General features: G+C 65.4%; 13 protein-coding genes and 2 pseudogenes. 11 read left to right on the forward strand and 4 right to left on the reverse strand.

What is annotated here, in order from left to right:
* Positions 1 to 180 precede the first annotated feature (180 nt).
* The 6 genes and pseudogenes from D4765_RS19850 to D4765_RS18075 all read left to right on the forward strand — a co-directional run.
* A pseudogene (locus D4765_RS19850) lies at positions 181 to 276 on the forward strand (nucleoside triphosphate pyrophosphohydrolase family protein); the annotation flags it as partial.
* Positions 277 to 491: 215 nt separating this feature from the next.
* Positions 492 to 1,742 (forward strand): GNAT family N-acetyltransferase, encoded by a 1,251-nt coding sequence (locus D4765_RS18055; protein ID WP_136643706.1) that lies wholly within the window; start codon positions 492 to 494, stop codon positions 1,740 to 1,742.
* Positions 1,743 to 1,855: 113 nt separating this feature from the next.
* Complete coding sequence (locus tag D4765_RS18060; protein ID WP_136643707.1) at positions 1,856 to 2,827, forward strand: aldo/keto reductase; 972 nt, start codon at positions 1,856 to 1,858, stop codon at positions 2,825 to 2,827.
* Between the two features lie 391 nt (positions 2,828 to 3,218).
* On the forward strand, positions 3,219 to 3,473 hold the full coding sequence (locus D4765_RS20230) for a DUF4253 domain-containing protein (protein ID WP_420824550.1): 255 nt from the start codon (positions 3,219 to 3,221) through the stop codon (positions 3,471 to 3,473).
* Positions 3,474 to 3,499: 26 nt separating this feature from the next.
* Complete coding sequence (locus D4765_RS18070; RefSeq protein ID WP_136643709.1) at positions 3,500 to 3,730, forward strand: type II toxin-antitoxin system Phd/YefM family antitoxin; 231 nt, start codon at positions 3,500 to 3,502, stop codon at positions 3,728 to 3,730.
* A complete protein-coding gene (locus D4765_RS18075; RefSeq protein ID WP_201799371.1) occupies positions 3,730 to 4,122 on the forward strand; it encodes a type II toxin-antitoxin system VapC family toxin in 393 nt (130 codons plus the stop codon). Before D4765_RS18070 ends, D4765_RS18075 begins: the two co-directional genes overlap by 1 nt.
* A gap of 100 nt (positions 4,123 to 4,222) precedes the next feature.
* Here the strand turns inward: D4765_RS18075 and D4765_RS18080 are convergent, their stop codons facing one another.
* Positions 4,223 to 4,555 (reverse strand): winged helix-turn-helix transcriptional regulator, encoded by a 333-nt coding sequence (locus D4765_RS18080; protein ID WP_136643711.1) that lies wholly within the window; start codon positions 4,553 to 4,555, stop codon positions 4,223 to 4,225.
* Between the two features lie 64 nt (positions 4,556 to 4,619).
* On the opposite strand from D4765_RS18080, the gene D4765_RS18085 reads away from it, so the two are divergent.
* The 5 genes from D4765_RS18085 to D4765_RS18105 all read left to right on the forward strand — a co-directional run bounded on the left by D4765_RS18085 (position 4,620) and on the right by D4765_RS18105 (position 10,256).
* Complete coding sequence (locus D4765_RS18085; protein WP_136643712.1) at positions 4,620 to 6,845, forward strand: LLM class flavin-dependent oxidoreductase; 2,226 nt, start codon at positions 4,620 to 4,622, stop codon at positions 6,843 to 6,845.
* Between the two features lie 45 nt (positions 6,846 to 6,890).
* Positions 6,891 to 7,736 carry an alpha/beta fold hydrolase gene (locus D4765_RS18090; protein WP_136643713.1) on the forward strand — a complete coding sequence of 282 codons (846 nt, stop codon included), beginning with the start codon at positions 6,891 to 6,893 and terminating at the stop codon, positions 7,734 to 7,736.
* The gene (locus D4765_RS18095; protein ID WP_136643714.1) at positions 7,729 to 8,328 is read left to right on the forward strand and encodes a TetR/AcrR family transcriptional regulator; all 600 of its coding nucleotides are present in this window, start codon (positions 7,729 to 7,731) and stop codon (positions 8,326 to 8,328) included. The genes D4765_RS18090 and D4765_RS18095 overlap by 8 nt, the downstream gene beginning before the upstream one ends.
* A gap of 87 nt (positions 8,329 to 8,415) precedes the next feature.
* Positions 8,416 to 9,624: an LLM class flavin-dependent oxidoreductase gene (locus D4765_RS18100; RefSeq protein ID WP_136643715.1), complete on the forward strand. Its 1,209-nt coding sequence runs from the start codon at positions 8,416 to 8,418 to the stop codon at positions 9,622 to 9,624.
* A 2-nt stretch (positions 9,625 to 9,626) separates the two neighbouring features.
* A complete protein-coding gene (locus D4765_RS18105) occupies positions 9,627 to 10,256 on the forward strand; it encodes an FMN reductase (protein WP_136643716.1) in 630 nt (209 codons plus the stop codon).
* 63 nt (positions 10,257 to 10,319) lie between these two features.
* Here the strand turns inward: D4765_RS18105 and D4765_RS18110 are convergent, their stop codons facing one another.
* The 3 genes and pseudogenes from D4765_RS18110 to D4765_RS18120 all read right to left on the reverse strand — a co-directional run.
* Complete coding sequence (locus D4765_RS18110) at positions 10,320 to 10,760, reverse strand: DUF779 domain-containing protein (RefSeq protein WP_136643717.1); 441 nt, start codon at positions 10,758 to 10,760, stop codon at positions 10,320 to 10,322.
* A gap of 92 nt (positions 10,761 to 10,852) precedes the next feature.
* A complete protein-coding gene (gene exaC / locus D4765_RS18115) occupies positions 10,853 to 12,376 on the reverse strand; it encodes an acetaldehyde dehydrogenase ExaC (protein ID WP_136643718.1) in 1,524 nt (507 codons plus the stop codon).
* A gap of 65 nt (positions 12,377 to 12,441) precedes the next feature.
* A pseudogene (locus tag D4765_RS18120) lies at positions 12,442 to 12,948 on the reverse strand (hypothetical protein); the annotation flags it as partial.

The raw sequence follows: 12,948 nt of genomic DNA on the forward strand, positions 1-12,948 counted from the left end.
AGCCATCGTGTGGTGTCCTTTGCGTGAGAGTTTTAGTCGGTTCTCACTGACCATCACACGGTGGCTTCTTACGTCGACGATGCAACGCTCAAGAACCCGAAACCCCACCACTCACAGGGACGTCACCCTCCGAGACTGCCGACTCCCTCTCCGCTGCTAGATTGACGGGATGGTCGATTGGAGCTGCTGGAGTGCTTCCAGTGGGGCGCCGACGCCGATGTCGAGCGTGTTCGCGAACAGCTGGCCGACGTTCTGACGTACTGCCAGCTTCTCGCGCAGGTTGCAGTGGAATCTTACGCAGGCCGCTCTAGTCGCCCTGCGAGGCCATGCTTTCGCGTTGGCTGGTTCTGGTGCGAAATTGGGCCAGGTTGCCGCATCGTAGCTGCATTTTTTTCGGTGTGCATATTCCTCCGTCTCGTCAACCCGGGAACTACGCCAGTGAAACTCAGGCGGCAGAGGTGCGCGACGCGGGCGCCCCGCTACCCTGAAGTATGGGCTCCACCGACGATTACAGCTTTCGAACCTTCCCCGCTGCGGCGGCCGACCCGGCGACGAATACTTGGATCCAGGCCGAGCGCCGCGGCTTTCACGACACCCGAGCGACCGACGAGCAGCTCGCGCGCACGGCCGACCATCTCGTCACAGACCGCCGCCAGCTCACCGGCGCTTACCGCGGCGACGAGCTGGCGGCGACGTTTGCCGCCTTCGAAAGCACCCTGAACGTCGGGCCGAACACGCTTCTGCCGGTCAGCCTCGTCTCTAACGTCACCGTGCGGCCCACCCACCGCCGCAACGGCATCCTGCGCCGCATGATGACCGACCATTTGCGTGAGGCTGCCGCCGCGGGCTTGGCGATTGCTGCCCTCACGGTGTCGGAGGCCACGATCTACCGCCGGTTCGGGTTCGGCGTTGCGACCTGGGTCAGCCACGTCGCCCTCACCACTGACGCGCGGTTCCGGATGCTCGGCGAACCCCGCGGCCGGTGCGAGTTGATCGAGGCCGCCGACCTCGCCACCCTGGGCCCGCAGGTGTTCGCGGCCTTCCACGCGGCGCATCCCGGCTCGGTCGATCGGCACGCAGCGACCTGGAACCGTGTCACGGGCGCGGCCACTGAGAAAGACGACGCGAACCCAGGAGTCTATGCGGCTGCGCACTACGACGAGGCCGGGCAGGTCGACGGGTACGTGTCGTACCTGTTCAAGGGGTGGGACACCGCGCCGCAGACGCTCGAGGTGATCGATCTGGTAGCAGCAGACGACAACGCGTATCTGGGCCTGTGGGAGTTTCTCGCATCCGTCGACCTGGTCGAACGCATTGAGTGGGAGGCCGCACCTGCCGACGATCCGCTGCGCTGGGCGGTCGACAACTGGCGTTCGCTCGCGCTGACGGGGCTCGAAGATCTGCTGTGGATTCGCGTACTCGACGTCGTGGCGGCCTTCGAGGCGCGGGCCTATGTCGGTTCAGGGTCGATGGTTCTGCAGGTCACGGATGCTCTGGGTTACGCCAACGGAACGTACCGGTTCGCCGTGGCCGATGGTCAGGCGACGGTGACCCGCGACGATTCGGCCGCGCCCGACGTCTCTGTCGAGGCGCCAACGCTCGGCTCGCTCTACCTTGGCGGCGTCGACGCGGTGACGCTTGCCGCGGCAGGGCAGCTCGTTCAACACACTCCGAACGCGGCCCTTCGCGTTCGCGCTCTGCTTGCGCCGGTGGCGTCGGTCTACGGGTCCACTCACTTCTGACGGAGCGATGCCCGCGCCGCCCGCTTCGCGCTACTCGCGTAGCCCGGATCGCGCTCGTGGCAAGCCCCCACTGCGACTGGACATCCCGGCCCACCCGAGCGCAGGCTGAAGCTATGGAATACACCCACCTCGGCCGCACTGGCCTCAGCGTTTCACGTCTGTGCCTCGGCACCATGAACTTCGGGCCGCAGACAAGCGAACCCGATTCTCACTCGATCATGGATTCTGCGCACGAGAACGGCATCAACTTCTTCGACACCGCAAACGTCTACGGCCAAGACAAGGGCCGCGGCGCCACGGAGGAGATCGTCGGCCGCTTCTTCGCGAAGGGCGACGGTCGCCGCGAGAAGACCGTGCTCGCGACGAAGGTCTACGGCAACATGACCGAATATCCGAACGACGGCAAGCTGTCAGCGTTGAACATTCGCAGGGCCCTGGATGCGAGCCTGAAGCGCCTGCAGACCGATTACGTCGACCTGTACCAGTTTCACCACGTTGATCGAGACACCCCGTGGGATGAGATCTGGCAGGCGATCGACGTCGCGATTCAGCAGGGCAAGATCCTTTATGCGGGCAGCAGCAACTTCGCCGGCTGGCACATCGCAACGGCTCAGGAAGCGGCGCGCAAGCGCAACTCGGTAGGGCTGGTCAGCGAGCAGTCGCTGTACAACCTGCTGACGCGCGACCTCGAGCTCGAGGTGATACCGGCCGCACAGGCGAACGGTCTGGGCATCATCCCGTGGTCGCCGTTGCAGGGTGGCCTGCTCGGAGGTGTGCTCAAGAAGAATAGCGAGGGCAAGCGCCGCCTCGAGTCACGTTCTGCAGAGACTCTGGCGAGTCATCGCCCACAGATCGAGGCGTACGAGGCGTTCGCCGATGAGCTCGGCCATGAACCGGGAGACATCGCGCTCGCGTGGCTGCTTCACCAGCCCGCCGTTACCGCACCAATCGTCGGGCCACGAACCCAGGGGCAACTCGACTCCGCGTTGCGTGCGATCGACCTGAAATTGGATGCTGCGGCCCTCGCCCGACTCGACGAGATCTTTCCCGGCAAGAAGCCGGCACCCGAGCAGTACGCCTGGTAGCGTGCGCCTGCCGGGGTCGTTGTGGGGCCGACCTCGGCCAAGCGGTGCGCAGGATCGTCGCGGTCGCCGGGTGGCATCCGCTCTACGTTCGCCTGCCCACCTGGGCGATCCGCACCTTGGCGCAGGCGACGGAATGGTTGGTGGTCACGCCTCTCGTTGCGACCTGGTCTGGAATTACGTGGTCTGGCCGGTGCAGTGGCAATACTCCACAGCAGCTGAATGTCGCGAACTCTCCATATTTAGGGCAAGTACCGCGATGAAGCGGGTTTCGCTGCCTCATCGTTGGAACATGAACAAACCGGGATATGAGCCATCGCCAATGACGTTCGCGCCGCCCGGAGAGGGATGGGGTCAACTCGCTGCGCAATACCCGCAGAACGGAGATTCGGGGATGCTCGGGGCTGACGCGCGAGTAGTACCCGAGTCATGGCGGCGGCGCTTCGGTGCCTACGTGTACTCGGCTTCAGACAGTCGTCTTTCGCCCACGGTGACCCGTCCGCCCACCGACATCGTGCAGGCACGATTGGTTGCCCGAGAGCATTTTCATTTCTGCAGGTGTGACTCCCAATTTCACGGGCTCGGTGGCATTGGAGCCGTTGTCGCCGAGCTGATCAGCAGTACATTCTGGAGCTTCTGGTGGGATTAAGAGTTGACCAACTAGACTTGGTCAACATGACCGAGACCGTTAACGTCCAGGATGCCAAAACCAGGCTCTCCGAGCTTTTGGCGCGGGTTGAGCGCGGCGAAGAATTCGTACTGGCGCGGAGTGGCCGACCGATTGCGACGCTGAAGGCGGTCGACCCTCTGCCGCGACGCCAACTCGGCTTCGCTCCAGGGCCTGCGTTACCTGAGTCGTTCTGGGATCCGTTGACCGACGATGAGTTAGACGAATGGGGCACGTGATGCGACTGCTTCTCGATACCCACACCTTCTATTGGGCGGTCAGTGAACCCAGCCGTATTCCAACGGCTGCACTCGACCTCATCGAGCACCCGCAGAACGAGTTGCTCGTCTCGGCGATCACTCCGTGGGAGCTTGGCATTGAGTTTCGCAAAGGCAAATTCCCTGAGGCGGGGCCATTCCTTGCCGCATTTCCCCACCACATGGGCACTCTCGGCGCGATTGAGCTACCGATTTCAAGCGAGCATGCTCTCATTGCGGCGCAGATCAATTGGTCGCACCGCGATCCGTTCGACCGGATGCTTGCGGCTCAGGCGATTCTCGAGAACGCCGTTCTGATCACAGCCGACACTGCGTTTGCATCGCTCGGCGGTCTTCGCGTCAGTTGGGGTTAGCACTCGTCAGTACTAGTGGCGGTGAGCCTCCCAACAGGGCTGGATCAACCGCCTGAACAGCATTCGTATCGTCGACGAAGGCGAAAGAGGTCGCCTCCCCTCACCCCTGCTCCCACCGCTGCCCATACCGCACCAACGGCTCGAGCGAATCCATCAGGTCGGCCCCGCGCTCGGTCAGTTCGTACCGCACCTGAACCGGCGTCGACGCCACCACCGAGCGCGCAACCAGCCCCGACTGCTCGAGCTCTTTGAGCCGAACCGACAGCAGTCGGTCAGACAGCCCGTCGACGGTGGCCGCGATGTCGCTGAACCGCGCTTCGCCGCGCGCAATGGCCAGCAGGATGCCCGAACTCCAGCGCTTGCCGACCAGCTCGAGTGAGGTCTGAAAGCGCCGGCACGCGGCGTCGTCGATGTGGTTGATGATCGTCTGCACTTACCCATAGTAAGCCGCTTACGAGGTGTTTGCCAGAAGCAAACAGGGCGACCAAGCTAGAACCATGCCCGACTACGGATTGCCGCTCACCTTCGGCACCTTCATCACCCCCTCGAATCGCCAGCCACAGGCACCCGTCGAACTTGCGAAGCTCAGCGAGCAACTCGGCTACGACCTGGTGACGTTTCAAGATCACCCGTACCAGCCATCGTTTCTTGACACGTGGACCCTCATGTCGTGGGTCGCGGCGCAGACCACGCTCATCCATATCGCCCCGAATGTGCTGAGCACGCCGATGCGCCCGCCCGCGGTGACCGCGCGCGCCGCGGCGAGTCTCGACCTGCTCTCGGGCGGCCGATTCGACCTGGCTCTCGGCGCCGGCGCGTTCTGGGATGCCATCGAGGCAATGGGCGCACGCCGCCTGACACCCGGCCAGGCCGTCGACGCACTCAGCGAGGCCATCGACGTGATCAAGGGCATCTGGACGACGGATGACCGGTCACCCCTCGTGGCCGGCGGCGAGTACTACGCGGTGCGCGGTGCCAAGCGTGGCCCCGCCCCGGCGCACGACATTCCCCTCTGGGTCGGGGCATACAAGCCGCGTATGCTGCAGCTCACGGGCAGCAAGGCCGACGGTTGGCTACCGTCGCTGGCGTACCTCAAGCCGGGCGACCTCGCCGAGGGAAACGCCCGCATCGATGATGCAGCGCAGGGCGCGGGGCGCGACCCCCGCGAGGTGCGCCGCCTGCTCAACATCGGCGGCGACGCCACGCTCGAACAGCTTCTTGCCCTCGCGCTCGACGACGGGATAGCGACTTTCATTCTCGCGGCCGACGACCCCTCGCTCATGCAGCGCTTCGCCGAGGAGGTCATTCCTGCCCTACGCGAGCAGGTCTCCGCCGAACGTCATACCGCCGGCACGTCTGAAGCCACGGTTCGACCCGCCCTCTCACTGGCCAAACGGCGCCGGGGCATCGACTACGACGCCATCCCCGCGTCGCTGGCCGCCACCGCCGTCGAGCCGGGCGACCTCGACTTCGCGAAGGTGCGCTCGACCTACCTGCGCGGTGGGTCGCCGGGCCTGGTGCTGCGGCCCACCGATGTGTCGCAGGTTCAGGATGCCCTCGCCTTCGCCCGCGGCCAGAACGTGGCCCTCGCGGTGCGAAGCGGCGGCCACGGAATCAGCGGCCGCAGCACCAACGACGGCGGAATCGTCATCGACCTGCACGCCCTCAACGCCATCGAGGTGCTCGACGAGCAGGCCCGGCTCGTGCGCATCGGGCCGGGGGCGCGCTGGGTCGACGTGGCCCGAGTGCTCGGTGAGCACGGCTGGGCGCTGAGCTCGGGCGACTATGGGGGAGTGGGCGTGGGCGGGCTCGCGACGGCGGGCGGCATCGGCTGGCTGGTGCGCGAGCACGGGCTCACGATCGACCACCTGCGAGCGGCCGAGATCGTGCTGGCCGACGGCTCGAGCATGCGGGTGAGTGCCGACGAGCATCCCGAACTCTTCTGGGCCGTGCGCGGAGCCGGAGCCAACGTGGGCATCGTCACCGCCTTCGAGTTCGAGGTCGACGAGGTGGGAGACGTGGGTTGGGCGCAGCTCGCCTTCGACGCCGCAGACACGGCCGGGTTTCTCGAGCGGTGGGGCGCGGTGGTCGAGGATTCACCGCGCGATCTCACCAGCTTTCTCATCATGGGAGCCAAGCGGGCGGGTCGCCAGCACGTTGCGCAGGTGATGGCGGTGGTGAATTCAGATGACCCGGAGACGATCATCGCGCGCCTGCAGCCGCTCGCTGAGACGGCACCTCTTCTCGACCAGTCGGTGCAGCTCGTGTCGTACCCGCAGTTGATGGCGAACGTGCAGCCCGGCGATCACGACGGCCGGGGCGAACCGATCGCCCGGTCGGGCCTCATCGGGCATATCACGCCCGAGTTCGCCGAGGCCGCCGCCGCTCTGCTCGAGTCGGGTGAGGTGTATTTCTTCCAGATCCGTTCGGTGGGGGGTGCGGTCTCCGATGTGGCTCCGGATGCTTCGGCCTACGCGAATCGGGCCGCGAACTTCTCCGTGGTGGCGCTCGGCTCGAACGCCGAACGTCTGAACGCGCTGTGGGACGACCTGCTCCACCACTTCGACGGCCTCTACCTGAGCTTCGAGACCGACCAGCGCGACGGGCGTCTCGAAGAGGCGTTCCCGCCGGCGACGCTGGCTCGGTTGCGCGCTATGAAAGAGCAGTACGACCCGCACAACGTCTTTCGTGACAACTTCAACGTGCGCCCTCTGAGCATCTGAGCAAAAGCTATTGACAATAGCCATGAGACTAGGCAAGCTAGCTTTATGAACACATACTATGCATCCGGGGCCGCAGAGGCCACACAGACCGAGTACCTGCAACTGCCCGAGGGCAAGATCGGCTACGACGTGGCGGGCGAAGGGCCGCTCGTCGTGCTTGTTCCGGGCATGGGCGACCTGCGCTCGGGGTACCGGTTTCTGGCACCTGCTCTCCGCGCCGCGGGCTACCGGGTGGCGTGCACCGACCTGCGCGGGCACGGCGACAGTGACGCGACATTCGGGCGCTACGGTGACGTCGAGACGGCCGGAGATGTGAGCGCTCTGATCGAGAAGCTGGGCGGTTCTGCGGTGATCGTGGGCAATTCGCTGGCAGCGGGGGCGGCGGCGCTGGTCGCGGCCGAGCATCCCGATCGGGTCACGGGGCTGGTGCTGGTCGGCCCGTTCGTGCGAAACCCGAAGGTCAATGCGCTGATGATGGGCGTCTTTCGGGCGATGATGGCCCCGCTCTGGGTGGCGGCGTCATGGAAGGCCTACATGCCCACCCTGTACGCCGGGCAGAAGCCGGCCGATTTCGACGCGTACCGTGCGTCGGTCATCGCCAGCCTGCGGCGCCCTGGGTATGCGAAGGCCTTCTCGCTCACAACCAGGCAGACCGACCATGCGCCCGTCGAGGCGAGGCTTCCGGATGTCGCGGCACCCGTTCTGGTGATCATGGGTGAGCGCGATCCTGACTTCACAGACCCTGCGGCTGAAGCTCGGTGGATAGGCGAGACCCTGCACGCCGAGGTCGTCATGGTGCCCGAGGCGGGGCACTATCCGCAGTCGCAGCAGCCGGAGATTGTCACGCCTGTCGTACTCGCGTTTCTTCAGTCGGTGCTGCACCGTGCCTAGGGCTGGTCTGACGCGGGATCGTGTCGTAGAAGAGGCGGCGGTGATGGCCGATGAGGTGGGGCTCAGCCAGCTCACGTTGGCGGCACTCGCGGTGCGGGTGGGGGTTCGGCAGCCGTCGCTCTACAAGCACATCGAGTCGATGGCGGGGCTGCGGCGGAGCATCTCCCTCGAGGCCAAGACCCAGCTGGGCGACGTGTTGGGGCGGGCCGCGGTGGGGCGGTCGGGGGGTGATGCCATCCGTGCCATGTCGGCCGCGTATCGTTCATGGGCGTTCGCTCACCCCGCCCGGTATGAGGCGTCGCAGTGGGTGCCGGCGCCGGGAGACGCCGAAGATGAGCTCATCTCGTTGAGGGCGGTGCAGATCATCGCCGATGTTCTGGTCGCGTACGACCTGCATGGCGACGACGCTATCGACGCGATTCGGGCGCTGCGGTCGATGCTGCACGGGTTCGTCTCGCTCGAGGCGTCGGGGTCGTTCGGACTCGACGTCGACATCGACCGCAGCTTCGAGCGGCTCGTGCGGGGGTTCGTGGGCGCGCTCGCGGGCTGGGGCGAGCCGTCGGAGGTTGTCGACGGCGTGCAGAAGCAATAGCGAATACGCTGGGGATGGCCGGGAATAGTTTGCGGTGTGCATCCGTTGACTCGAATATCGATGCAAACGCATAGAAAAGAGAGCATCATGCAGTTCGGAATCTTCAGCGTCAGCGATGTGACGGCTGACCCCACAAACCACACCACCCCGAGTGAACACCAGCGCATCACAGACATCGTCACGATTGCGCAGAAGGCCGAAGAAGTGGGCCTCGACGTGTTCGCGCTGGGGGAGCACCACAACCCGCCGTTCTTCTCGTCGAGCCCGACGACCACGCTCGGCTACATCGCGGCGAAGACAGAGACGCTGCTGCTGAGCACGGCGACCACGCTGATCACGACGAACGACCCGGTGAAGATCGCCGAAGACTACGCGATGCTGCAGCACCTGAGCGACGGCCGCGTCGACCTGATGATGGGCCGCGGCAACACGGGCCCGGTGTACCCGTGGTTCGGGCAAGACATTCGGCAGGGCATCCCGCTCGCCATCGAGAACTACGCGCTGCTGCACCGGCTGTGGCGTGAAGAGTATGTCGACTGGCAGGGCAAGTTCCGTACTCCGCTGCAGGGCTTTCAGAGCACACCGCGGCCGCTCGACGGGGTGGCTCCGTTCGTGTGGCACGGGAGCATCCGGTCGCCGGAGATTGCGGAGCAGGCTGCGTACTACGGGGATGGGTTCTTTGCGAACAACATCTTCTGGCCCAAAGAGCATTACATGCAGCTGGTGAACTACTACCGTCAGCGCTTCGAGCACTACGGTCACGGTACCGCCGAGCAGGCGATTGTGGGGCTGGGCGGTCAGGCGTTCATGGCGAAGAACTCGCAAGACGCAGTGAACCAGTTCAGGCCGTACTTCAACGAGGCTCCGGTGTACGGTCACGGGCCGTCACTCGAAGACTTCACCGAGCAGACTCCGTTGACGGTGGGCAGCCCGCAGCAGGTCATCGACCGGTACGCGAGCATGCGCGAATACTTCGGCGACTACCAACGCCAGCTCTTTCTCATGGACCACGCGGGCCTGCCGCTGAAGACCGTGCTCGAGCAGCTCGACCTGCTGGGCGAAGAGGTTGTGCCGGTGCTCCGCAAAGAATTCGCGAAGAACCGGCCGGCCACTGTGCCCGACGGCCCCACGCACGCGTCGCTGGTCGCCGCTTCGAAGGTGGCGGCGCTCGGCGCAGCCCGCGAAGGCTCAGATGCTGCCGCAGAAGCGGGTGCAGCGACGGGCGCCGCGACAGGCCCGGGCACGGGCGCCGCGTTCGGCTTGGCCGCAAGCGGCCGACCTTCAGAAAGGGTCTGACCGTGGCCACGAAGAAGCTCGTCGTGGTCAGCGCCGGGCTCGGTCAGCCGTCGTCGACGCGGCTGCTGGCCGACCGGCTGACCACCGCCACCAGGGAGCACCTCTCGCTGCTCGGCGACGAGGTCAGCGTCGAGGTGATCGAGTTGCGCGACCTCGCGCACGACATCACGAACAACCTGCTCACCGGGTTTGCGCCTCCGAAGCTGCAGGTGGCGCTCGATGCGCTGTCGTCGGCCGACGGGATGATCGCGGTCACGCCCATCTTCACCACCAGCTACAGCGGGCTGTTCAAATCGTTCATCGATGTGATCGAGCCCACCGCAGTGACCGACCTTGCGGTGGTGATCGGCGCCACGGGTGGAACCGAGCGGCACTCACTCGCGCTCGACTACGCGATGCGACCGCTGTTCGCATACCTGCACGCCGTGGTGGTGCCGACCGCCGTGTATGCGGCATCGAGCGACTGGGGTACTGGGGCCGGTGCGGGTTCGACTGCGCTGCCCGATCGTGTCTCGCGCGCGGCCGGCGAGCTCGCGGCGCTCATGCACGATTCGGTGCGGTCGTCGCGGGTGGTCGACCCGTTCGCGTTGCCGAGCGGGTTCAGCCCGACGGGGAGCTACGGCGAGGAGTAAGGCGAGTATCAAGGCGAGCACTAACCTGAGCACCAGGGCGAGGGGCCGCCTGCCCGGGGCACGCTAACTGAACGGCGTCGCCGTCTCCATCAGCCGCGACCGGATCATGAACCGTACTCCTTCGGGTGCCTCGACGGAGAACCCGCTGCCACGCCCCTTCACCACGTCGACCGTGAGGTGCGTGTGGCTCCAGTACTGAAACTGTTCAACCGACATCCAGAAGTCGATCGGTTGCGCCTCGGCGCCGACGGGAGCGATGTTGAAGGTGCCCAGCAGAATGTCTGAGTCACCTGTGATGAAATCGCCGGCGGGGTAGCACATCGGTGAACTGCCGTCGCAGCATCCGCCAGACTGATGGAACATCAGCGGGCCGTACTGAACCCACAGTGTGCGAAGCAGTTCGACGCTCGAGTCATTCAGCGAGACGCGCGAGTGCGTTTCGTTCGGCACAGTGACAGCCGCAGCGATCATGATGACCTTCGTTTCTCCAGCCGACGCTGGCATATGTCAACGCTAACGGTGCGAGCCCCGCCCCGGTAGTCCGTGAGCGAGGCCCGCACGATTGTGGGGCGCAGGCCCCGAACAGCAGCGCCGGTTTAGAAGAAGCCGAGCGCGTTCTCCGAGTAGGACACGAGCAGGTTCTTGGTCTGCTGGTAGTGGTCGAGCGCGAGCTTGTTGTTCTCGCGCCCGATGCCCGAGCTCTTGTAGCCGCCGAACGCCGCGCCGGCGGGGTAGGCGTGGTAGTTGTTCACCCACACCCGGCCGGCCTGGATGTCACGCCCCGCCCGATAGGCGACGTTGCCGTTGCGCGACCAGACGCCAGCACCGAGGCCGTACAACGTGTCATTCGCGATGGAGATAGCGTCGTCATAGTCTTCGAACGAGGTGACCGCGACGACCGGGCCGAAGATCTCCTCCTGAAAGAGGCGCATCTTGTTGTGGCCTTCGAAGATGGTCGGCTGCACGTAGTAGCCCTCTGCGAAGTCGCCGCCGAGGTCGGCGCGCTCGCCGCCGAGACGTACCTTCGCCCCCTCTTGCTTGCCGATGTCGATGTAGCTCAGAATCTTCTCGAGCTGGTCGTTCGACGCCTGGGCGCCCACCTGGGTGTCGGTGTCGAGCGGGTTGCCCTGAATCGCCTTCGCGGTGCGTGCGGTGACGGTGTCGAGAAACGAGTCGTAGATCGGCTTGTGAATGAGCGCGCGGCTGGGAGCCGTGCACACCTCGCCCTGGTTGAATGCGAAGAGTGCGAACCCCTCCTGCGCCTTGTCATAGAACGCGTCGTCGGCGTCGGCGATGTCTTTGAAGAAGATGTTCGGCGACTTGCCACCGAGCTCGAGGGTGACGGGGATGAGGTTGGCGCTCGCGTACTGCGAGATGAGCCGGCCGGTGCTGGTCTCACCCGTGAAAGCGATCTTGCGAATGCGCGGGCTCGAGGCGAGCGGCTTGCCCGCTTCGACGCCGAACCCGTTGACGATGTTGAGAACGCCGGGCGGCAGGATGTCTCCGATGAGCTCGATCAGCACGAGAATCGACACCGGGGTCTGCTCCGCAGGCTTCAACACCACAGCGTTGCCGGCCGCGAGGGCGGGAGCAAGCTTCCACACCGCCATCAGAATCGGAAAGTTCCACGGAATGATCTGCCCCACCACGCCGAGCGGCTCGTGAAACTGGTACGCCACGGTGTCGGCGTCAAGCTCGGCGTGGTCGCCGTCTTGCGCGCGAATCGCGGCCGCGAAGTAGCGGAAGTGGTCTGACGCGAGCGGCAGGTCGGCGTTCAGGGGTTCGCGAACGGGCTTTCCGTTGTCCCAGGTCTCGGCCACGGCGAGCAGTTCGAGGTTCGCGTCGATGACGTCGGCGATCTTGTTCAGTACCGCCGCTCTTTCAGTGGGGGAGGTCTTACCCCAGGCGGGCGCTGCCTTGTGTGCAGCATCCAGTGCCGCATCGATGTCTTCAGCGGTACCGCGCGCCACCTCGGCGAACGGCTTACCGGTCACGGGGGTGATGTCTTCGAAATACTGGCCTTTGACAGGCTTTACCCACTGGCCGCCGATCCAGTGCTCGTAGCGCGGTTTGAAGGTGACCTTCGAGCCCTCGGTGCCGGGCTGTGCGTAGATGGTCATTGTTCGATCCTTTGACGTCGTTGTCGTGTGGCGCCCAGGGTCGGGCGCCTACCCCGAAACGTACGTCAGCGAAGGTTGCGCGAAGGTTGCGCCGGGCCCACTTGCTCGTCAATGCGTTCGATGCGAGTGACAACGGATGCCCGTTTGGGCGATTGCACGGGCAAACGGGTGAGGCAGGCCATCCACACCGCACGGTCGTACGCGCACTCGTCGGTGCGGGCGTAGGCGAGCAGCACGTCGGCCGAGGCGTCGGCCAACACGGATTCGCGAACGTCGCCGCTGATCTCCGCTCGAATCTCGACGATGCCCGGGGCCTCGGAGCCCACCAGCAGCGGCCCGGCGTACGCGGCCAAGGCCACCCGGTGGGCGCCCCGCTCAAGGAAGGTGAGCACCCGGTGTGCGTCGAGCTCGATGGGTCGCGACAGCCGGTACGGGCGGGAGTCTATGCGGAGGGCTGCTGTCGTGGTGGGGTCGGCGGGTCGGCCGTCATCGACTCGGCGAAGTTTGTGCGTGTCGCAGGCCGGCACCCGCAAACTTTGCCGACCCGGTGCTGGGGTGAGGGTGGGGGTGGC

Origin of the sequence: Subtercola vilae, from assembly GCF_004923255.1 — a bacterium.
GTDB lineage: Bacteria > Actinomycetota > Actinomycetes > Actinomycetales > Microbacteriaceae > Subtercola > Subtercola vilae.